This window comes from Flavobacterium sp. KH_001, from assembly GCF_057840745.1.
The window spans coordinates 3,659,545-3,683,000 of sequence record NZ_CM174520.1; the positions used below are offsets into that span (position 1 = coordinate 3,659,545).

Sequence of the window (23,456 nt, forward strand, 5' to 3'; positions counted from 1 at the left end):
TACAAACTTATGGATCCGAGACTTAAAATAATATTATACGGTAATCAGGATGAAGAATTATCGTTGTTAATGCGTTTAGAAAAAGAAAAAGAATATCCGGAAAATTGTAAAATTATTTCAGAATTTGGAACCATTGTAAGTGTTCGTACTCAACGTAGATATTTATGTCGAATTTATAATAGCAAGAAAGTTAAGAGTCTGAAAGCCCCACGTGTTGTTCCTGCCAATGTTGCTCAGGAAGAAGTGTCTTCTGGTGAAATAATAGAAAAGAAAAACGATAGTACAGACGAAAAAACAGCGAATGTTATTTTTGGGGTTATAGATTTTGGTTTTGATTTTACACACCCGGATTTTATTAAAAATGATAAAACACGTTTCGAGAAAATCTGGATTCAGTCAGATCGATACGAGGAAAATAAATTTGGCTACGGAAGAATTGTTTCAAAAGCCCAGATTAATGAGGCATTATTAGATGAATTTCCGTTTAAAAAACTAGGCTATCATCCCGGAAAATCAGATTTGTTTGGAAACGGATCGCATGGTACTCACGTTCTCGGAATTGCCTGCGGAAATGGCTCAGTAGCCCAAAAAAGCTTTGCGCCTGATGTTTCTATTTTAGCAGTAGATATGGGAACAAATTTGGTGAATGGCTGCAATTTATCTCTTGGTGATTCAGTAAAATTAATTGAAGGTATCGATTTTTTACTGACAGAAGCAGGAGATCGCCCAATTGTGATTAATATGAGTCTGGGCGGACACGGAGACGCACACACCGGACAGACTTTGGTTGAACAAGCCATTGATCACATTCTGAAAACCAGAAAAGGAACTGCAATTGTACAAAGTACAGGTAATTATCATCAGGCCAATGTGCATACATATGGAGATATCACAGAAAACCAGAAAATTAAGATTCCGTGGATGTTTAAAAAATACGATCGCACACCTAATGAAATGGAAATTTGGTATCATGGAGATGATATGTTGAGTGTAAACGTGTATGATGACAATCAGAAAATATTGCTTTCTTCAACACCTTTTAAAGATGAATTAATTCTGAAAGATGGTGATGAAGTGGGAATCTGTCTGCACAGACGTAAAGAGCCAAATACAAACAAAAATCAAATTAATATTCTGGTTAATGGCAAATTGAATTCTAAATTCTGGACCATTGAATTGGTTGGGAAAAAAGTTCAAAACGGGAGATATCATTGTTATATAGAACGTGATGATGGCGGTCAATCGATCTTTTTGCCGCAAATTGCTAATAAAACACATACGACAAATTCTATTTGCAATTCACAATATAGTATTGTGGTTGGTGCTTATAACCAAAATGATGAGACCAGACCAATTTTGTCTTTTAGCAGTTCAGGACCAACGGTTGACGGCAGAATGAAACCCGAAGTCGTAGCACCAGGTTTTAAAATTAGGTCATCCTGTTCTGCTTCAGGTAGAGAAAACAGGGCATCGAATAAACTGACTTCGAAAAGTGGGAGCAGTATGGCTGCACCTTATGTAGCCTCTCTGGTTATGAAGATCCTTGAAAAAGAGCCGCATTTAGATATTATTTCGATCAGAAAAAAACTTTTTAAAGCTTGTGATGCTGCATCTTTTAAAGAAAATTCTATCGAAATATTCAGAGCCGGACATGGTTACATCAATCCAAATAAAATAATATAAACAGTAAATGTTATGGAAAATTTAGTTACTAATCCCTTGATAATAAATCAGAATCGTGCACTTGTTTCTCCTTCTGAGCTATTAACCAACAGTGTTGGATTGAATGGGGCGAATAACCCGTATGATGTTCTTCAAATTCAAAATTACCTAAAAGAATTGGGGTATCCGGTTACGGTTAGTGGAAATATCGCAAACAGCCAGACCGATACAACTATTATTTCAATTTTAAACTTTCAGGCCAATAATACTATTCAGATTACCGGAATCATTAATCCGAATGATGCGACTTATCTTGCGCTGAAACGATTGCCCAGAGGGATTACAACATTAACAGAAAGTGAAGATGAATCGCTCCATCAGCCCTTTTTAACCAATTCTTTTATTTTTAGAAGAAATGCAGGAAATGCGAACACCTTGAATGTCATTTTTGAAGGCGATTCCTGGTTGGATTATCCTGTTCCGAGAATTTTAGATTTGTATGATACAATTACAGATCAGAATCAAAGATTCAACTTAAATTGCCTTCATCTGGCAAAATTTGGCGAAACAACTTCACAAATGTATGCTGACAGAACTCATTTTGTCCAATATACAGGTAGTTATAGAATTGACCGTATTTATTTTAGTGGAGGAGGAAATGATGTCTTTCCGCAATTGGGCAGAATATTAAACGCAGGAGTTACAACATTTAGTTCGGGTTTCTTTACGGATCAGGCAAAATTAACCGAACTGAGAAGTTTGTCCGAAGATGCTTTGTACCAAAAATGTATTGTGTATAAAAGATATTTAAATACCAATACTTTTGATAGCGCACTTTTTAATTCGGCTAATCTCAATTCTATTTTTACCACAATTATGCGCAATTATTTAGGGTTTGGAAGTATTGTAAACGCACATTGCACGCCAAATACAATATTTTATATGCATACTTACGATTATCCTCTGTTTAAAATGGGTGTTCAACCCTCTGTTGCTGGATTAAGTTTACCGTTAGGCCCGTGGATAAAACCTGTTTTTGATCGATTAGGAATCACAGATGAGATTTTGAGATGTTATATTATCATTCGCTTATTAGATCGTTTTTACGCGCTTTTGTGTCAAATAAAAAATCATTTTCATTATTATGGTTATCGTTTTCAAAGCAGAATAATAGATTATCGCGGTTTATTGAATTCCTCTGAATATTGGAGAGATGAGATTCATCTTAATTCGGTAGGAGCAAGGAGACTGTCCACTCGCGTTAATTTCTAAAAAAGAAAAACCCGACTTGTTAAGGTCGGGTTTCTTATGAATTAAACTTTTTTATCTTAAAACTGCACCAAGTTCAGTTTCAAAAGTCTGTTGTAATTTTGTCATTATTTTATCAATCTGACTATCTGTAAGCGTCTTCGTATTGTCCTGAATAGTGAAACTCAAGGCGTATGATTTTTTACCTTCCGGAAGATTTTTACCTTCATAAACATCAAATAAATTAATGTCTTTTAAAAGCGCTTTCTCGGTTTGTTTTGCCAAATTAAAGATACTTTCATACGTTGTACTTTGGTCAATTAACAACGCTAAATCTCTACGAACTTCAGGATATTTAGGAATCTCAGAATATTTGATTTTACCTGTGATAATCTTAAGGATTAAATCCCAATTGAAATCGGCATAATAAACATCTTGTTTGATTCCGAAATGCTTTAAAATTGATTTCTTAACGACACCCATTTCAACTAAGGTATCATTGTTGTAGCAAATTGCAGTTCCTTCCGAAAAGATATCAGTCTGAACAGGAGCATTTGAAATTTTTTCAATTCCTAAACGTGACAAAATCCCTTTTACATACCCTTTCATTAAAAAGAAATCTGTAGTTTTTTGTGGATTTGTCCAGCTTTCTTTATTTCTGTTTCCTGAAACCAATAAAGAAAGATGTTTATGTTCCTCATATCCGTTAAGATACTTATGATATGTTTTTCCGAATTCAAATAATTTTAAATCAGAATTTCTTCTATTTATATTGTATGAAATGGCTTCCAATCCTGAAAACAATAGCGATTGACGCATTGTAGACAAGTCACTGCTCAACGGATTCAACATTGTTACATTATGCTCTTCTTTTAATGAAGTGGACAATTTTGTATATGCTGCAGTAGTCAATGAATTCGCCATCATTTCATGGAATCCCTGAGAATTCAACTGAGAAGCAATTACATTCTGCACTTTATAATCTTCAGTTCTTGGTGAGTTGGCAACAGTGGCATTGAATTTCTTAGAGAAATTAATATTGTTGTAACCATAAACTCTTAAGATTTCTTCGATTACGTCAATTTCGCGTTGTACATCAACACGATATGCCGGAATTGTTAATCCTAAACCAGAATCAGAAACACTGTTTACTTTGATATCTAAAGAAACTAGTATTTTCTTGATCGTATCCTTTGGAATCTCTTGTCCAATAATTTTAGATACATGACTGAAATTCAATAAAACTGAAAAATCTTCTATTTTTTTAGGATAAACTTCCACAACGTCAGAAGTCAGTTTTCCACCTGCAACTTCCAAAATTAAAATGGCAGCACGTTTTAAGGCATATTCTGTAATTGTTGGGTCAATTCCTCTTTCAAATCTAAAAGAAGCATCTGTGTTTAATCCGTGTCTTTTGGCTGTTTTTCGAATACTTACAGCATCAAAATATGCACTTTCTAAGAATATAGAAGTTGTACCATCTGAAACTCCAGATTTTTTTCCGCCAAAAACACCAGCAATACATAACGGACCTTTTTCGTCGCAAATCATCAAATCTTCTTTATGCAATGTTCTCTCAACATCGTCTAAAGTCGTGAATTTAGTACCTTCAGGAAGTGTTTTTACAATTACTTTTCCGTTGATTTTTGCAGCGTCAAACGCATGTAAAGGTTGTCCTAATTCATGTAAAACATAATTAGTAACATCGACAATATTATTTTTTGGAGTTAATCCAATAGCTTTTAAACGATCTTGTAACCAGGCAGGAGATTCCTGAACCGTAATTCCTGAAATAGTTACTCCACAATATCTTGGTGCTAATTGAGGTTCTTCAACATTAACATCGATTTTTAAGGTACGCATGTCAACTCTGAAGTTGCTTACAGATGGTGTGATCAATTCTATGTTTACACCACGTTGCAGCATTCCGGCTCTTAAATCACGCGCAGTTCCATAATGACTCATGGCATCAGCACGGTTTGGCGTTAATCCAATCTCGAATACTTCATCATTTGCAATCTTGAAAACTACAGAAGCTGGTGTTCCTGGTTCTAAAGTCTCATCAAGAACCATAATTCCGTCGTGACTTGTTCCCAAACCTAATTCATCTTCAGCACAAATCATTCCGTGACTTTCTTGTCCGCGAATTTTTCCTTTTTTGATAGTGAATTCAGCACCTTCTTTATCGTACAAAACGGTTCCGATAGTAGCAACCGGAACTTTTTGCCCGGCAGCAACATTAGCAGCACCACAAACGATTTGAACAGGAGCTTCCAGACCAATATTTACAGTGGTAACTTTTAATCTGTCGGCATCAGGGTGTTTTTCGCAAGTAAGTACGTGTCCTACAACAACTCCTTCTAAACCACCTTTTATAGACTGGTATTTTTCGACAACTTCAACTTCAAGACCCAAATCTGTCAATAATTCTGAAGTTTGTTCAGATGTCCAATCTGTTTTAATAAATTGTTTTAACCAGTTGTAAGATATTTTCATGTTAACTATTTTATTCTTGTATAAGGATACAAATATAAGGATTGCGCATTGTAGTAAGAAACAATTTATTTGGTTTTTTCGGACTGTTTATTATTTCCTGAAAGGCAATAGCTATTAGTGATTCCTTGATTTCCTCTTTCCGACTATTTAGTGAAATTTTTGAAGCGATTTTTAAATCAGCTCTTCAACATGCTTTTTGATGTTTTCAGAGATTTTTTTGATAGGTAAATCATTCTCATCATCTCCAAAAGGATCTTCAATTTCTTCCGCAATTAATTCTAAACTGGCCAGAACATAAAAAATAAAAACCACCACAGGAACGACATAATAACCCAAACTTAAAGAATAGCCAAAAGGTAAAGTCATGGTGTAAAAGAAAATGAATTTTTTGATAAAAGCGCTGTAGGAGTAGGGAATTGGTGTGTTCTTAATACGCTCGCACGCACCACAGATATCAGTAAAAGCAACCAGCTCGTTATTTAAGATAATAAGCTGATCGCCTGTTATTTTTTTAGCTTCGTATAAATCATTAATTTTATGCGACATCATACGTTTCACCTGATTCGGTTTGTGTTTATGATGATCCAATTCTAAATCTACATCATCAAAAAGCTGTTTTGCTGTTTCAGAATTATTTAGATGCTTGTATAAAATCGAGGCATAAGCCGGAATAAACTTTCTGAAAAATTTACGATCGTTTTCATCTTTTAAAATAGCAGAAAGTTTAATCGCAAAATTACGGCTGTTGTTTACTAAACCGCCCCAAAGTTTTCTTGCTTCCCACCAGCGATCGTATGCGGTATTTGTTCTGAATACTAATAAAAGCGAAATTACAAATCCTAATATTCCGTGCATTGCCGGAATGTTCTTGACGTAATTATTAGTGTCAATTCCTATATAAACAACCTCTAAATAGCCTACAATTGCGGAATAAATTCCGATTGCAATCATTATCGGAAATAATTTTCGGACAGTGTCCGATTTATGAAAATGAAATATAAAAGTGAACCACTCCTTTGTGTTGTATGCAATCATTTAAGTCTAATTTTGAAACAAATTTACTTAAAAATTCATATTTCCGGCTAATTCTTTTAAGGCAATTTCAGATAATTTAGCAACATATTGAGCATTGCTGTAACGTACTTTTGCATTAACATAATTAAGCTGAGCCGTTCTGAAATCAAGTGTTGTTATAGTCCCAATCTTGAATTTATCTAAAGTGATTTCTAAATTTTGTCTTGCAATTGCTTCGTTATCTTCTTCAAGATCAATTAATTCCAGGTTGGTTAAATACGTCTGAAAAGCAGTGCTTAATTGTGTGTTCAGAATCATGTTTTGTTGTTCAATTGCAATCTGAGAATTTTCAATTTCCAGTTTTGCAACTTTTTCATTTCGATGTTGATTAAAACCATCAAATACATTCAGGGTGGCATTAAAACCATAATTCAAACCTCTTGAGGAAGCCTGACTGGTAAAGCCTAAACTTGATTGACTTTCTGAAAAGTTATAGCCTGAAGTTAAATTTACGACAGGGTATCGGTCTGCCTTTACTTGTTTTAATTGCAATTCAGCAATACGTTTATTAATGATCTGCGCTTCTAAACCAGGATTTTGCTTTTGTGCCAATTCCATTAAATTAGCCAAAACCAGTGTATTATCAACCGTAACCAAATCCGTAACTTTAAAATCGATTTTAGGATCACGTGCTAAATATTGATTCAGTAATATTTTGGCATTGGCATACGATTCTTTTTGTCTTAATAAAGCAACCTGATCTGAATTTAAATCGACCTGAGCATTTAAAACTTCTAATTTTGACGCTTTACCAATGCTAAAACGGTTTTGAGCCAACTTTAAACGTTGCTGTGAAATCACGATGGTAGTATCTAAGGCAGACAATTGTTGTTGCTGTTGTACTAAATCATAATAAGAAGAATTAACCTGGGCAATTTTGATTAAAATGGTTTGTTTTAGCTGAGCGTCACCTAGTTTTTGAAGTTCTTTCAATTGATCCAATCTGGCAAACATTTTCATTCCGTCAAAAACAGTCCATCCTAAACTTACTCCGTAATTTAAACTGTTGTTTTTGGCATTATCTAAAGAAGTTGAAGTACCATCCTGACGTGTTTGAGATGAATTTGTTATGCTATTATTATCAGTAACCGATGCAGTTGCAACAGGAAGCATTCCAGCGTTTCCAATCGTTACATTAGTTTCGCTTATTTTTGTGTTATTTTTTGCAATCTTAATTTCAAAATTATTTTCTAACGCTATTTTCATAGCGTCTCCAATAGTCAGTACTTCCTGAGCATTCATACTTGTAATGCAAAAGAAGAAAAATAGTAAACTGCGGAGCAAAATTTTAGTATTCATATTTGTTTTCTTTTACCACGAATTCAATTGATTCAAATTCGCGGCTAATAAATTATTTACTTTCTTTTTCGTATTCTTCAATGTGATCAAATTCCGGATAATGTTTTCTGGCTTTAGACCACATCAAATAAATCGCTGGAATTACAAACAGTGTTAATGCTAAAGAGAAAATAGTTCCTCCAACAATTACAACTCCCATCCCAATTCTACTTGTAGATGCTGCTCCAAGTGACATTGCAATTGGCAACGCACCCAAAGCGATCGCTAAACTCGTCATTAAAATTGGGCGTAAACGTGCTTCAGAAGCTTCTAAAATAGCTTCTAATTTTGGTTTCCCTTGTTCTCTTAACTGGTTGGCGAACTCAACGATCAAAATACCGTTTTTAGTTACCAGTCCGATAAGCATTACAGTACCAATCTGACTAAAAATATTCCATGTCTGGTTGAATAACCATAAAGAGAATAATGCTCCGGCTACGGCCATTGGTACAGTCAGAATAATAATAAGCGGATCAATAAAACTTTCAAATTGTGCTGCAAGAATTAAAAAGATTAACAATAAAGCCAATCCAAAAGCGAAAGAAGTATTGGAGCTACTTTCAACAAAATCTCTTGATTCTCCACTTAAATCAGTGGTAAAACTTTCATCTAAAACTTTTGCCTTAATTCGGTCCATTTCTTCGATACCATCGCTGATACTTTTCCCTGGAGCCAAACCTGCGGCAACAGTCGCCGACATGTATCTGTTATTATGGTACAATTGAGGCGGATTACTTTGTTCTTCAATCTTAACAACGTTGTCCATCTGAATCAATTCTCCACTTTTGCTTTTTACAAACATAGAAGTTAAATCCAAAGGTTTCGAACGGTCTTTTTGATCAAACTGACCAATTACCTGATATTGTTTTCCGTTTTTAATGAAATAACCAAAACGTTGGCCGCTTAAAGACAGCTGTAAAGTCTGAGCGATATCAATGATTGAAATTCCTAAACTTTCTGCTTTTTCACGGTCAATACTAACGTTAATCTCCGGTTTGTTAAATTTCAGGTTCACATCTGTAGTCGAGAAAACATCACTTTTTCCAACCTCTTCCATAAAAACTGGAATTTTTGCTCTTAATTTTTCAAAATTAGGAGCCTGAATAATGTATTGAATTGGTAAACCTCCACGTCTGTTAACTGCAATTGTAGGTTGTTGGATCACAGATGTTTTAGCATCCGGATATTGTTTTGTCCATTTGGTTAATTGGTCGGCAATATCTTTCTGAGATTTTTTTCTTTCATCCGCTTCTTTAAGGGAAAGTCTGATAAAACCAGTATTTGTTGCCGAAGCACCAAAACCCGGGGCGGTGATAACCAAACTTACCTTTTTCTCCGGAATCGAATCATCAACCAATTTTGAAATCTCCTGCATGAAACGATCCGTATATTCATAAGACGAGCCTTCCGGAGTCGTCATACGCATCGTAACCGAACTACGGTCGTCGTAAGGAGCGGTCTCTTTAGGAAGAATGGTAAAGAACAAATAAATCAATCCAAAACAAGCAATAAGAATTGGAAAGCTGATCCATTTTTTATCCATGAAACGTTTTAAAGAATCAGCATAGCCGCTATTTAATTTTTCGAAAAAAGGTTCTGTTTTTACGTAGAATTTCGATTTTTTCTGCTCGCCGCCTTTCATTAAATAGGCATTCAGCATTGGTGTTAAAGTTAGCGATACAAAGGCAGAAATTAATACCGCGGCACCAATTACAACACCAAATTCCCTAAAGAGTCGGCCCACGAAACCTTCTAAAAATATTACAGGTAAGAATACCGCCGCTAATGTTACCGAAATCGAAATTACGGCATAAAATATTTCATTAGAACCTTTGATTGCGGCTTCGATTGGTGACATACCTTCCTCAACTTTTTTAAAGATGTTTTCGGTAACCACAATTCCGTCATCTACCACCAGACCTGTTGCCAGAACAATTGCCAATAAGGTCAATACATTGATCGAGAATCCAAAAAGCCACATGATAAAGAAAGTAGCAATTAATGAAACCGGAATATCAATTAAAGGTCGGAACGCAATGGCCCAGTCTCTAAAAAATAAATAAATAATGATAATTACCAGAATGATTGAAATTCCTAAGGTTTCAGCAACTTCTAAAACCGATTTCTTTACGAAAATAGTATTGTCAAGAGCAATATTTAATTTAATATCTTTTGGAAGATCTTTTTTTAAAGCCTCGTATTTTTTATAAAATTCGGCTGAAATATCTAAATAATTTGCACCTGGCATCGGAACAATAGCTAAACCAATCATAGGAAGTCCGGACTGGCTTAATTTCGTTTCAATGTTTTCGGGGCCTAATTCGGCTCCGCCAACATCACTTAAGCGAACAATTTTATCTCCGTCAGTACGAACAATTATATTATTAAATTCTTCCGGTTTAGAAAGGTTACCAACTGTTTTTACTGTTAATTCTGTATTATTTCCGGTTAGTTTTCCAGAAGGTAATTCTACGTTTTGCGCATTAAGGGCATTACGTACGTCGGCAACGGTACAACGGTAGGCTGTTAATTTTACAGGATCAATCCACAAACGCATTGCATAACGTTTTTGTCCCCAAATTTGAACACCACTAACGCCGGGAATTGTTTCTAAACGTTGCGAGATTACATTCTCTGCATAATCACTCAATTCTAGTGAATTACGACTATCACTTTGGACAGTCATCGAAATAATAGCATCACTATCGGCATCAGCCTTTGATACAACAGGTGGTGCATCAATATCCTGTGGTAAACTTCTAATGGCTTGCGAAACTTTATCACGAACATCGTTTGCAGCTTCTTCTAAGTTTTTATCTAGATTAAATTCTATGGTAATATTACTGCTTCCCTGATTACTTGATGAAGTAATATTTCTGATTCCGTCAATAGCATTTACAGCTTTTTCTAAAGGTTCAGTAATTTGTGATTCAATAATATCTGAATTGGCTCCGGTATAATTTGTTCTGATAGAAACCTGCGCCGGATCAATAGATGGAAATTCTCGAACACCCAAAAAAGTATAACCAATGAAACCGAATAAAATAATCAAAAGATTCAGTACAATGGTTAAAACGGGTCTTCTTATACTTGTAGTTGATAAACTCATTATGTTGTAGGATTTAAGAATAAAGAGAATAGAATAAAGAGAATAGACTTAAGTTAGAAACTCATAACCCATAACTCATAACTAAAAACCTTATTTTTATTTTTTAACTTGAACTTTTATAGGTGCTTCATTTTTTAATGACATTACACCGCTTGTAATAAGTGTATCACCAGCTTTTAATCCTGAAAGAATTAAAATAGAAGCATCTGTTCTGGTTGTTGCATCAACCATAACTTCTTTTGCTTTTCCCATATTGGCGATATATACTTTTTTACCATCTTGTACAGGAACTATAGCTTCTGACGGAACTACAATTGCATCTTTAATGATATTCAACGGTAATTTTACATCAGCAAAAGTTCCCGGGAAAAGTTTTCCATCTATATTATCAGCAATAGCACGAATTTGTAAAGTACGCGTTGCTACTTCAACTTCTGGTTCAATAGCATATATTTTTGCTGAATACACTTTATCAGATCCTGATACTGAAAAATCAATAGTTGAACCTGATGTGACTTGCGAAGCATATTTTTCAGGAATAGAGAATGTAATTTTTAATTTTCCGGTATTCACCAATTTTGCAACCAAAACGGTAGGAGTTATATAAGTTCCTGGTGAAATAGAACGCAAGCCAATTTTTCCTGAAAAAGGTGCCTTTACAGAAGTTTTGGCAATTTGTGCCTTAATTAATTGTGTCTGTGCTTTCATAGAAGCGTAGTCAGCATTTGCAACATCAAATTCTTCCTGACTAATAGCTTCTTTTTGAAGTAATAATTTAGCTCTTCTTTCGTTTTCTGCTGCTAAGCCTTCTTTTGTTTGAGCTTGTCTTAATTGTGCTCTTAATTCAATATCATTTACCTTGAAAAGTACTTGTCCTTTATTTACATAGGTTCCTTCAGTAAAATATATGCCTTCAACAATTCCTGAAGCTTCACTGTGAATTTCTACTTGTTCATTAGCTTCAATTGATCCAGATAATGAAAGGTTGTTATCAAACGTAGAAGTTTTAACCACAATACCTGTTACGGTTGTAGGGCGGTCTTTATCACCAGATTTTTTAGACTCGTCGTTTTTACTTTTGTTAGAAACAACTCTGTAGGCGATAAACCCTCCGAGTACTATAATTAACAGGGCATAAATTAGATTTTTTACTTTCATAAAATTGAGGTAAATGTTTTTTTGGGATTGTTTTTAGTAGCTTACAAATTTAACTTTTTGAACCGAAATCAGGAGAGGTTGGCTTTTATTTAACATTTGTATGTACAAATTTTTAGATTAGATTACGTATTAGACTATTTAATTTTACAAAGGTTTAATGTGACAGAAAAAAATAATAAGTAGTAGAAAAATTAAAAATTAATCGATTTCAATAGTGACTCTTTTCCTAAGTTTTTACTGATAAAAAACGTAAAACTACTTGCTTAAAAAGTAAGATAAACCTATGTGATTGTTTTTTATTGCATTTTGTCTGATTTCTTTTGCTCTTTATCGATTTTATTTGTAACATTGATAAGGTTAAACAATATGATGGTTTTTTTGTGAGAATATTAATGTTTTAGTGATTAAATCATTAATATATGTAGGTTTTTTATTTTAATTAAGTTAAACTTTTTGCTTTTTAAGAATGATTAAATTAACAACTGTTTATATTTTAAGCTAAAATCGTCTATTTTATGAAGAAAAAAATACTTCTTGGATTATGGTTTACTTTTTTACTTGGAGCGATTTCTTATTTATTTTGGCAAAACGAATACCAATACAGTTTGCCTACACCAATTCCTAAAAATCATCGTGAGATAGCCATGGGAAGTAAAGTGGATTTAAAATGCTGTGTCACAGATCAAAGACCGGTTTTTATCCATTTTTTTAATCCTGAATGCCCATGTTCGCGTTTTAATGTGCCTCATGTAAGTGGCTTGATTAAAAAGTATGGAGACAAAATCAATTTTAAAATCGTAGTATTAAATAAAGAAAAGACTTTCACAATTGAAGAAATTCAAAACAAGTTTGATGCTCAGATTCCTGTTTATTTTGATGAAGAAATAGCAAAAAATTGCGGTGTTTTCTCGACACCTCAGGCGGTTCTCATCGATGCTTCTCAAAACTTATATTATCGTGGAAATTATAATAAAACAAGGTACTGTACAGATGCCCACAGTAACTATGCCCAACAGGCAATAGATTCTTTATTAAGTCATACAAATGCCCCTTCATTTGATGCGTTAGCTCTTCGAGCTTATGGATGTTCGTTACCAAAATGCACTAAATAAATCTAACCTTAACATTACCTAAATTATGAAAGCAAAAGCTAGTTTGAACGAACAGGATTACCTGCACAATTTTATGTCAACAATGACACAAAAATCGGATACAATTATTAATTATGTTCTTGCCATTTATTTTCTTCTCGGAATTGCTTTGGCTTTTAAATATGATACATGGGAGATTGGAGCAGGAGTAGGGACATTAAATTTATTGGCCTACTATTCGGCAAAATTCCTTCTAAAGACCTCTAAATTTTACCAGTATGTTTTGTCGTTTGTGCTGGCTATATTTATGGCACAATATATTTATCAGATGCATGGTTTGTTCGAAATGCATTTCACTGTTTTCATTGCCAGTACAATCCTGATTATTTACCAAAACTGGAAATTACAAATTCCGCTTACGCTTTTGGTTGTAGGACATCATGTTGTTTTAGCCTATATGCAAAACTTTGTTTATAATGATCCAACTGGAATACAGTTGTATTTTTCACAAGTCAATTTTGATATGGAAACGCTTATTATCCACATTATACTGGCTGCTGTTGTTTTCTTTATGAATGGATATTGGGCGTACTACTTTAAAACACATAGTCAAAACCATATTTCTAAAATATCAGATGAATATGAATTAGAAAACATGAAATTGGCATCGGCAAAATATAGTTCTTTAACAGCTACCAAGGAATATAATGACTTTGTACACAGAACAACTCTAGATCTTAAATTACCTGTAAGTTCGGTGTTAAAACTTATTGATGTTTCAAAAGGGCATACAGATAACGATCAGCTTCTCAGTTATTTGGATATGATGCGTGATAGCGCTAAAAAAATTGATGATATGGTGAATGATATTCATGTTAAGTCAATAAATAGCAGGCCGCCCGGACACTAAAGTTTTGAGCTTATTTGTAATCAATAATTAATACTATATGGAATTAAATAGTATACTCAAAATGTAATTGCATATTAATTTTAAATACAAAATTTATGGATACCAGAATTACCCGCCCGACTCCATCAGACAGAGAAGTAGATTGGAATAAAAATAAAGTATTACTAAGTAAAACAGACACTAAGGGAACCATTTTATACGCAAATGAAGATTTTATTGATGTATCTGGTTATGATGAATTTGAACTTATTGGACAACCTCATAATATAATTCGTCATCCTGATATGCCAAAAGTGATTTTTAAGTTCTTATGGGATAGCATAAAAGCGAGTAAAAATATTCATGTCATCATTAAGAATATGTCTAAAACGGGCAGATATTATTGGGTAATTACCGATTTTAAAATTATAGCCGATTCTGATGGAGAAATCGTTGGCTATTTTGGAACAAGAAAATCTGTTCCCGAGGATGTTATTGTAAAATTTATTGAACCTCTTTATAAAAAACTTCTGCACATCGAAGAAGCTAGTGGGATGTCGGCATCTGAAGAATATCTGACTGGTTTTCTGGAGGAACGCAAAAAAACATATATGGAATATATTGATCATCTTGTGGCAACAGGAAAAGATGATAAGAATAAAGTGAGTAAAGGTATTTTTAGTAGTCTTTTTGAAAAGAAAGAGGCTCCTAAAAAGAAATAATAAATAGAATTAATACGCTTCATTGTATCGCATAAAATATTCAAACCAAAAATTTGCCCCCAACAAATCTAATCGCCTACCAAGGACAATTGAATGTTTTTTAGGACTTAATCCATAATTTGAGTCTGATACAATGAGGTTTTTTAGTTTTCAGATTTCAGATTTTTCAAAACCTCTGTCTCTTTGAACCTTTGTAGCTTTGAACCTTAAGAAATATAATTCCAAATATTTTTCTTTTTGGTCAATTCTATAAAAACTGCTTTTAGTACTGCATGTTCAGGTTTTTGAAGAGGACCGTCTTCTTTTAGAATTTTCATAGCATAGTTTCTGGCTAAGCCTAAAATGTCACGATCACGAACGATATCTGCAATTTGTAGATTTAAAACACCACTTTGTTGTGTTCCCATTAAATCTCCGGGGCCACGCAATTTCAAGTCAACTTCTGCAATTTCAAAACCGTCATTGGTTTGAACCATAGTTTCCATTCGGGTTTTGCTGTCAGCGCTTAACTTGTGGCCCGTCATTAAAATGCAATAACTTTGTTCGGCCCCACGGCCAACACGACCGCGTAACTGATGTAATTGTGATAATCCAAAACGCTCGGCACTTTCAATAATCATAACGCTGGCATTTGGGACATTTACACCAACTTCAATTACAGTTGTTGCGACCATAATGTTAGTTTTCCCTTCAGAAAAACGTTTCATTTCAGCATCTTTATCTGCCGGTTTCATCTTTCCGTGTAGAATCGAAATCGAATATTGAGGCAATGGAAAATCACGAGAAATACTTTCGTAACCATCCATCAAATCTTTGTAATCCATCTTTTCTGATTCCTGAATCAACGGATAAACAATATAAATTTGTCTTCCTAATGCAATTTCGTCACGAAGAAATTTCCATACCTTCAAACGATTACTGTCAAAACGATGAACGGTCTGAATTGGTTTTCTTCCCGGAGGCAATTCATCAATTACAGAAATATCCAAATCTCCGTATAAACTCATCGCCAAAGTTCTCGGAATAGGAGTGGCGGTCATTACTAATACGTGTGGCGGAATTTCATTTTTCTTCCACAATTTGGAGCGCTGTTCTACACCAAAACGATGTTGTTCGTCAATTACAGCCAGACCTAAATTCTGGAATTGCACTTTATCTTCTAATAAAGCGTGCGTACCAATTAAAATATGTAAAGTGCCATTTTCAAGCTCTTCATGAATGATTTTTCGGGCTGCAGTTTTGGTTGAACCTGTTAGTATTTTGATGTTTAGATCTAATGTTTTAGCTAGTTCTGATAAACCAATAAAATGCTGATTCGCCAGAATTTCAGTGGGAGCCATTAAACAGGCCTGAAAACCATTATCAATAGCCAAAAGCATGCTCATAAAAGCCACGATTGTTTTTCCGGAACCTACATCTCCCTGCAATAATCGGTTCATTTGGGCATTGCTTCCCATGTCTGAACGGATTTCTTTAATTACTCTTTTTTGAGCATTTGTTAATTCAAATGGTAAATGATTTTGATAAAACTCATTAAAAAGTTCACCCACTTTTGTAAATGGATGCCCTTTTATTTTGTGTTTTCGAATTAGGTTTTTAGTGATTAACTGAAGCTGAATAAAAAACAATTCCTCGAATTTTAATCGGAATTGGGCTTTCGCCAAAGCATCTGTACTTTTTGGGAAATGGATATTGAATAAAGCCGCTCTTTTCGGAATTAACTTTAATTCTTCAATTAAATAAGGCGGGAAAGTTTCAGTAAATAAAGCTTGTGTTTCTATAAAAAGCTGTTCCATCAACTTATTAATCGTTCGGTTTGAAATTCCTCGATTTGCCAATGTTTCAGTGGATGGATAAACGGGCTGCATGGCGGATCGAAGACTTCTTTCGTGCTCGCTCCATAATTCAATTTCAGGGTGTGCCATACTAAATTGGCTTCCATACAAAGAGCATTTTCCGAAAATCACACAAACTTCATTCAGTTTTAAACTCTCTCTGATCCATTTATGTCCCTGAAACCAATTCAGGTCAATTTGCCCTGTGTCATCCACGAAAGTGGCAACTAAACGCTTTTTGTTTTTAGCAAATTCAACCGTTTTTATATTGATGATTTTACCAATAATTTGAACTTCGGCTCCTGTATTTTGAAGTTCATTTATCTTATAATAACGCGTTCTGTCGATGTATCTATTCGGAAAAAAATTAACCAAATCTCTGTATTTATGAATGCCCAATTCCTTACGAAGCAACTGGCCACGACTCGGACCAACGCCTTTTAGGTATTCAATTGGGGTTTCAAGGAGATTGTTAGACATTAATTATTTTAGAGTTTAGATTGTTGATTTTAGATTTTAGAAAATAGAGTATAGATTAAAGAGGATAGATCGTGGTCTATGTTCTTTAATCTATACTCTATACTCTATTTTCTTTCTCTTTGGAAAAGCGAAGATAGATTTTAATTGGGAAATTTAAAAATCTGATAAATTGAAGTTTAGAAAATAATATCTTTGAAGAATAAAATTATTTGAAATGACAACACATTTAGCACTTTTACGCGGTATCAACGTTTCTGGCCACAACATGATGAAAATGGAAGCTTTGAAAACAATGCTGGAGAATATTGGTTTTACAAATGTGAGAACCTATCTGCAATCCGGGAATGTTTTTGTGGATTCTGAGGAAGAAAGTGCTTCGAAAGTGGGTTTTATGATTAAACAGGAAATTTTCAAGGTTTTTGGACATGAAGTTCCTACTATTGTTATTAAAAAACAAGATTTGGAATTGTGTTTTAAAAACAGTCCTTATTTGAAAGAGAAAGATATTGACACCAAAAAACTATATGTAGCTTTTGTTTCAACGGAATTAAAAAAGGAAAACATAAATGATTTAAAAATCAGCCAATTTAAGCCTGATGAAGCAAGTATTGACGGAAACAGAATATTTATTAAATATGATGTTGGTGCCGGAAAAACAAGATTAGAAGGGAAATACATTGAGAAAAAACTCAACGTTATAGTAACAATGCGTAATTGGAACACAGTTACAAATTTGCTTAAAATGTATGTTGAAAATTAGAAAATGTGTCAATTAGAAAATGTGATAATTATAGATATTCTTAAATTATCAAATTGACACATTTTCTAATTGTCTAATTTAGTTTTTAGGAATCAGATCACAATACCAAAATCCATAATCAAAAGCATCGCTGGAACTAGTGTCGCAAGCAGTATCTGACGAATCTTCGTTTTTAGGTTTTTCATATTTTCTATAAACGATTTCTCCAATTTCAAAACCAATTGGTTCTGAGAAAATTGGACCATCAAATGCAAAGGTGTGAAATTCGCCATTTTCGCCACAAACATCTACATTATCAGGCAAATCATTTATAAAATCCTGATCGATAATTCGCCCCACAAAACTTTTATCTAAATATCTTTCGTTTACACAAACCACAATAGTCTTAAATCCTAGTGAAATGAATTCCTGTATAAGATCTTTGGTTGGAATTTTCCATATTGGAAAAACACCTTCAAAACCAATCTTTGCCAATTGATCTTCTCTGTATTTACGCAAATCTTCCAGAAAAATATCTCCAAAAACAGAATGTGTGATACCCTGACTTTTTAATTCTGTCAAAGTTTTAGTCATAACATTTTCATAGACTTCCATGGTAGGCATTTCCGGAACTTGCAGAATTTCCAAAGGTAAACCAATACTTTTTGCTTGTGCTTCTAATAATTCAACACGGACGCCGTGCATCGAAATACGCTGAAATTGCTGATTGACGCTGGTCAATAAACATTCAATTTTATAATCCGGATTTTGTAGAATTTTATATAAAGTAAGAGCAGAATCTTTTCCACTGCTCCAGTTGAATAAGGCTTTTTTTGGTGTTGGCACGCTGTTGTTATTTTATCTGGTAAACTTACAAATTTCATTCGATTTGTTGATGAAACCTTTGTAACTTTGGAATTTCGCCTACAAATTTATTTCAATGAAATACATCCTTCTATTATTTACCACTTTCCTTTTTGCACAGCAAACCAAATTTGTCGATTTTAAAACCGTTTCGGGGCAATTGTCTTTAAATGCAAAGGAAAAATTGGTTTCCGGCTCGGTTGATTATCAATTTGAGGTTTTGAAACCTATTGATACTATTAAAATCGATGCTAAAAACATGGATTTTACCAATGTCCAAATTGACAATAAAGAGGTTAATTCCCTAAATACAGGTAAAGAATTGCAAATAATCGGAAATTTTCAAAAAGGAAAAAATCAGTTGACTTTTGAATATATCGTTAAACCAAAACAGGCACTATATTTTGTTGCTATTGAGAATTCAGAAGTGCAAATATGGACGCAAGGGCAGGGTAGGTATACGAGCAATTGGTTTCCGAGTTTTGATGATGTGAATGAAAAAGTGATTTTCAATTTAGAAATCAACTATGATTCAGGTTATCAGGTAATTTCAAACGGGATTTTAAAAAATAAAACTTCAAACGGAAATTCGAATCATTGGCAGTACGAAATGAAAAAACCGATGAGCTCTTATTTGTTAATGCTTGCCATTGGAAAGTATGATAGAAAAGAAGGGACCGCCAAATCTAATATTCCGTTAGAGTATTATCTGGAGAATAAAGACGCAAATCGTTTTGAACCGACGTATCGTTATTCGAAGCGCATTTTTGATTTTTTAGAGAAAGAAATTGGAGTGAAATATCCCTGGGAAATTTACAGACAGATTCCGGTTCGTGATTTTATTTACGCCGGAATGGAAAATACAACTTCGACACTTTTTGCCACGCGATATGTGGTAGATTCAATTGGTTTTGAAGATCGAAACTATACGAATGTGGATGCACACGAATTGGCGCATCATTGGTTTGGGGATTTAATCACAGCAGAAAGTAGTAAAGATCACTGGCTTCAGGAGGGTTTTGCAACGTATTATGCAGCTTTGGCAGAAAGAGAAATTTATGGTGATGATTACTTTTACTCCAAATTATACGATACCGCACAACAGATCAAATTTGCTTCGAGAACGGATACGATTCCGGTTTTAAATGGTAAAGCCAGTTCACTTACTTTTTATGAAAAAGGTGCATGGGCGTTGTTTGTTTTGCACGAATCGATTGGAGATAAAGCATTTAAAAAAGCTATAAAAAGTTATTTAAAAAAGTACGCTTATCAAACCGTAAATACGCAGAACTTCTTTGACGAAATTAAAAAAGTTTCCAATTTTGATTTAGATAAATTTCAGAAAACCTGGTTAGAATCGACCGTTTTTGATACAGCAACTGCGAATGCTTTACTAAGTAAAAATAAAGCAATTCAGATTAGATTGGAAGTTGATAAATTGAAGAAAACGCCTTTTCCAGAGAAAGAAGTTTTCTTTAATAAAACTCTAGAGTCAGATGTTTATTATTCTGTAAAACAGGCAATTGTTGATCAATTGGAAAATGAAAAGTACGAGGCAAAAAAAGCACTTTTACTAATTGCTTTAAAAACCAACAATATTCAGGTTCGTCAGGATGTTGCGACAACTTTGAGTAAAATTCCGGAAGATTTTAGAGATGAATATGAAACTTTGCTTGATGATAAATCGTATCAAACTCAGGAAATTGCATTGTATTGGTTATGGAAAAATTTCCCGGATCATCGTGCAGAATATCTTGAAAAATCTAAAAACTGGATTGGTTTTAATGATTATAATCTGCGTACGATGTGGCTCTCACTGGCCTTGTCCACTCCAAATTATACTGCAAATCCAGAAGTTTTAGTTTCAGAACTAATCGCTTTTTCTTCCACAAAATATGAAGCCACAACAAGACAAAATGCACTGGAAAAGCTAATAGCGTTTAAAATTATTAACGATCAGGTTTTGAGTAATTTAGTTGGAGCGACAACGCATCATATGTGGCAATTTTCAAAATTTGGAAGAGATACAATTCGGTTTTTATTAAAAAATTCAGTAATGCGTGCCTCGTTTGAAAGAATTTTGCCTAATTTGACCCCCGATGAACAGTTTCAATTGAGTCGTTTACTGAAAGAGATAGAGAAGTAGAAGCAAGAAGCAAGAGGAAAGATTGATGCGAATAGAATATAGAGAATAGAATATAGAGAATAGAGAATAGAGCCAAGAGTAAAGATTTAAAACATAAAGGAAAAGTCTTTACTCTTTATTCTTTTTTCTATTCTCTAAATAAAAAACCTACAATAAATTTATGAGAGCATTGGTTATTTCTGGTGGAGGAAGTAAAGGAGCATTTGCTGGTGGTGTGGCGCAATATCTAATAGAAGAAAAAAAATACGAATACGATTTGTTTTTAGGAACTTCTACAGGAAGTTTGCTTATTCCGCATTTGGCTTTGGGTCATATCAAAAAAATTCACTCGGTTTATACGAATGTTACCATGGGAAGTATTTTTAATATTTGCCCTTTTGTAGTTAAAAACAAAGATGGAGTTGATATTGTAACAATTAATCACTTCAATGTACTACGTCAGTTTTTCAGAGGAAAAAGAACTTTTGGAGAAAGTAAGGGATTGAAGAGGTACATCCGAAATAATTTTTCACTATCCGATTTTAATAAGCTTAAAAAGCTAAATAACGATGTTGTTATTACCGTAACCAATTTTACTAAAAACGAATCAGAATACAAATCAGTGAAAGATTGTACCTATGAGGAGTTTTGTGACTGGTCATGGATCTCAAGCAACTATGTTCCGTTTATGAGTTTGGTTGAAAAAGACAATTGCGAATATGGTGATGGAGGGTTTTCAAGCCTGGTTCCGATTCGTGAAGCTATTAATCGTGGTGCTACAGAAATCGACGTTATTATTCTTGAAACTGAAGTTAATATGGATAAAACGGTAATTGGTAAAAACCCGTTTTCACTGATGATTGACTTATTTCGAATTGCGCTGGATCAGGTTGAAAAACACGACATTGCTATAGGAAAACTTATGGCAAATAATAAGAATGTGAAACTTAACTTATATTACACGCCCACAAAATTGACCGATAATGCGCTTATTTTTAATAAAGAAGTGATGAAAGAATGGTGGGAACAAGGTTACGAGTATGCTCAGAATAAGTCTGAGGTTATGAGTGATAACAGGCAATCTTAGATTGATGATTTTAGATTTTAGATTTTAGATTGCAGCAACGGCAATCTAAAATCTAAATTTTAAAAATGAAGTTTACCAAAGTTCAGAAACTTCATTTTTAATATACGCCAAAGCAGCATTACTAGGCGATTGTTTCTCTAATAAATCATTTAAAATTTTCTCTCTTAATTTATCAGCGCTGTCGACTCTGTCGCTCATCGCAGCTTTACGAATGATTTGTATAGTTGAATTTTTAGCAGTTGTAATGATCGTCCAACATTCGTCAGACATGTATATTTGCTGCGTTAAGTTGTGTTCAAACTCTTGTTCGACTTGGTCGATTACGAAATTTTCATAATCATGTTTTTCGTTTGAAATCGGAGCAATTCTAATCAATAATTTGGTTAGGTTGATACGCTCTAAATATAACGTCATACGCTCGTAAGCTTGTAAACGTATAGGTAAAGATTGTTTCTGATATTCTCTGTTTAAAAGAAAAGCACGTTTCTTATCGTTGTTTTTAATGTGCAATTCGAAGAAACTGTAGGCTACAAATCCTGTTACGATGGCTGGTAAAGTATAACTTGCTAATTCTATAATTCTTGTATAGTCCATTTGGGTTCAATTTTTCAACAAAAATATAATTTTTGCTGAGAAAACAAGATTAATTCTATTGTAATAAACAAAAGGGAAGTTTACTTTTGTGCACAGTTGGCAAAGACACCTGAAACACACTATTAATGGAAAGCTATATTATAATTTTACTTTGCTTGGCAGCTTTTGCTGCAGGATTTATTGATGCCATTGTTGGTGGTGGCGGATTGATTCAGACGCCAATGGGATTAATTCTTTTGCCGAATTTACCTGTTTCAACTGTTATAGGAACTTTAAAATTACCAGCTTTTACCGGAACCGCTTTTGCTGCTTTTCAATACCTCAAAAAAGTAGTTATTCAATGGAAATTGCTTTTGATCATGATGTTTTTGGCAGTTCCATCAGCATTTTTAGGATCAACTATCTTGACTTTGGTCAGCAATGATTTCATGAAACCGCTTTTACTGGTAGTTTTGTCTTTATTGTTTATTTATACCTACGCGAAGAAAAATTTTGGGCAACATGTTGCAAAAGATCATTCGGCTACAACTCAGATAATCTATGCAGTTGTGATCAGCGTGATTGTAGGTTTTTACGATGGATTTATTGGTCCTGGGACCGGAAGTTTTTTTGTAGTTGCTTTTATCGCTCTCTTAGGTTTTGATTTTTTACATGCTTCAGCGAATGCTAAAATGGTAAATCTGGCGACTAATTTCGGTTCGATTTGTTTGTTTATGATAAAAGGAAAAATCATATGGACAATTGCAATTCCAATGGCAGTAAGCAACGGACTTGGTGGTTGGCTGGGTGCTAAACTAGCGATCAATAAAGGAAACGGTTTTATTCGAATTTTCTTTTTGGTTGTGGTAATCGGGACTTTGATAAGATTTGCTTACGATGTATTTTTTAAGTAGAGTTGCTAAGTTTTTAGATTTAGCAATTTAGATTATAGTATCAATATATTAG

Annotated in this window: 17 protein-coding genes; 9 read left to right on the forward strand and 8 right to left on the reverse strand. The window is 33.9% G+C overall.

The genetic code is table 11. The features are described from left to right. Positions 1 to 9: 9 nt before the first annotated feature. Positions 10 to 1,683 carry a S8 family serine peptidase gene (locus tag AC3ITQ_RS15875; RefSeq protein WP_489235140.1) on the forward strand — a complete coding sequence of 558 codons (1,674 nt, stop codon included), beginning with the start codon at positions 10 to 12 and terminating at the stop codon, positions 1,681 to 1,683. 12 nt (positions 1,684 to 1,695) lie between these two features. Continuing rightward, entirely contained in the window at positions 1,696 to 2,934 is a 1,239-nt protein-coding gene (locus AC3ITQ_RS15880; protein WP_489235141.1) for a peptidoglycan-binding domain-containing protein, read from the forward strand. Between the two features lie 51 nt (positions 2,935 to 2,985). Here the strand turns inward: AC3ITQ_RS15880 and pheT are convergent, their stop codons facing one another. The 5 genes from pheT to AC3ITQ_RS15905 all read right to left on the reverse strand — a co-directional run bounded on the left by pheT (position 2,986) and on the right by AC3ITQ_RS15905 (position 12,085). Then, positions 2,986 to 5,415 (reverse strand): phenylalanine--tRNA ligase subunit beta, encoded by a 2,430-nt coding sequence (gene pheT / locus AC3ITQ_RS15885; RefSeq protein ID WP_489238946.1) that lies wholly within the window; start codon positions 5,413 to 5,415, stop codon positions 2,986 to 2,988. 162 nt (positions 5,416 to 5,577) lie between these two features. Further along, positions 5,578 to 6,441, reverse strand: coding sequence for a bestrophin family protein (locus AC3ITQ_RS15890; RefSeq protein WP_489235142.1), 864 nt, complete (start codon positions 6,439 to 6,441; stop codon positions 5,578 to 5,580). Positions 6,442 to 6,468: 27 nt separating this feature from the next. After that, complete coding sequence (locus AC3ITQ_RS15895) at positions 6,469 to 7,779, reverse strand: TolC family protein (protein WP_489235143.1); 1,311 nt, start codon at positions 7,777 to 7,779, stop codon at positions 6,469 to 6,471. Between the two features lie 52 nt (positions 7,780 to 7,831). After that, positions 7,832 to 10,927, reverse strand: coding sequence for an efflux RND transporter permease subunit (locus AC3ITQ_RS15900; protein ID WP_489235144.1), 3,096 nt, complete (start codon positions 10,925 to 10,927; stop codon positions 7,832 to 7,834). A gap of 96 nt (positions 10,928 to 11,023) precedes the next feature. Then, complete coding sequence (locus AC3ITQ_RS15905) at positions 11,024 to 12,085, reverse strand: efflux RND transporter periplasmic adaptor subunit (RefSeq protein ID WP_489235145.1); 1,062 nt, start codon at positions 12,083 to 12,085, stop codon at positions 11,024 to 11,026. Between the two features lie 515 nt (positions 12,086 to 12,600). Here AC3ITQ_RS15905 and AC3ITQ_RS15910 point away from each other — a divergent pair. From AC3ITQ_RS15910 to AC3ITQ_RS15920, 3 genes are all read left to right on the forward strand, one after another. Further along, positions 12,601 to 13,197 (forward strand): DUF6436 domain-containing protein, encoded by a 597-nt coding sequence (locus AC3ITQ_RS15910; protein ID WP_489235146.1) that lies wholly within the window; start codon positions 12,601 to 12,603, stop codon positions 13,195 to 13,197. Positions 13,198 to 13,222: 25 nt separating this feature from the next. Beyond that, a complete protein-coding gene (locus AC3ITQ_RS15915; RefSeq protein WP_489235147.1) occupies positions 13,223 to 14,086 on the forward strand; it encodes a hypothetical protein in 864 nt (287 codons plus the stop codon). Between the two features lie 95 nt (positions 14,087 to 14,181). Beyond that, positions 14,182 to 14,787, forward strand: a complete 606-nt coding sequence (locus AC3ITQ_RS15920) for a PAS domain-containing protein (RefSeq protein ID WP_489235148.1) — start codon at positions 14,182 to 14,184, stop codon at positions 14,785 to 14,787. Positions 14,788 to 14,993: 206 nt separating this feature from the next. Here the strand turns inward: AC3ITQ_RS15920 and recG are convergent, their stop codons facing one another. Then, positions 14,994 to 17,102, reverse strand: coding sequence for an ATP-dependent DNA helicase RecG (recG, locus tag AC3ITQ_RS15925; protein ID WP_489235149.1), 2,109 nt, complete (start codon positions 17,100 to 17,102; stop codon positions 14,994 to 14,996). Positions 17,103 to 17,316: 214 nt separating this feature from the next. On the opposite strand from recG, the gene AC3ITQ_RS15930 reads away from it, so the two are divergent. Then, positions 17,317 to 17,862: a DUF1697 domain-containing protein gene (locus tag AC3ITQ_RS15930; RefSeq protein ID WP_489235150.1), complete on the forward strand. Its 546-nt coding sequence runs from the start codon at positions 17,317 to 17,319 to the stop codon at positions 17,860 to 17,862. 78 nt (positions 17,863 to 17,940) lie between these two features. On the opposite strand, the gene AC3ITQ_RS15935 is transcribed toward AC3ITQ_RS15930, so the two are convergent. Then, entirely contained in the window at positions 17,941 to 18,687 is a 747-nt protein-coding gene (locus AC3ITQ_RS15935) for a Dph6-related ATP pyrophosphatase (RefSeq protein WP_489235151.1), read from the reverse strand. Positions 18,688 to 18,781: 94 nt separating this feature from the next. On the opposite strand from AC3ITQ_RS15935, the gene AC3ITQ_RS15940 reads away from it, so the two are divergent. Next, positions 18,782 to 20,851, forward strand: coding sequence for a M1 family aminopeptidase (locus tag AC3ITQ_RS15940; RefSeq protein ID WP_489235152.1), 2,070 nt, complete (start codon positions 18,782 to 18,784; stop codon positions 20,849 to 20,851). 160 nt (positions 20,852 to 21,011) lie between these two features. Next, complete coding sequence (locus tag AC3ITQ_RS15945) at positions 21,012 to 21,917, forward strand: patatin-like phospholipase family protein (protein WP_489235153.1); 906 nt, start codon at positions 21,012 to 21,014, stop codon at positions 21,915 to 21,917. Between the two features lie 72 nt (positions 21,918 to 21,989). Here the strand turns inward: AC3ITQ_RS15945 and AC3ITQ_RS15950 are convergent, their stop codons facing one another. Further along, on the reverse strand, positions 21,990 to 22,511 hold the full coding sequence (locus AC3ITQ_RS15950) for a DUF7935 family protein (protein ID WP_489235155.1): 522 nt from the start codon (positions 22,509 to 22,511) through the stop codon (positions 21,990 to 21,992). A gap of 125 nt (positions 22,512 to 22,636) precedes the next feature. Between AC3ITQ_RS15950 and AC3ITQ_RS15955 the strand changes: the two genes are divergently transcribed. Next, positions 22,637 to 23,404, forward strand: coding sequence for a sulfite exporter TauE/SafE family protein (locus AC3ITQ_RS15955; RefSeq protein WP_489235156.1), 768 nt, complete (start codon positions 22,637 to 22,639; stop codon positions 23,402 to 23,404). Positions 23,405 to 23,456: the final 52 nt, after the last annotated feature.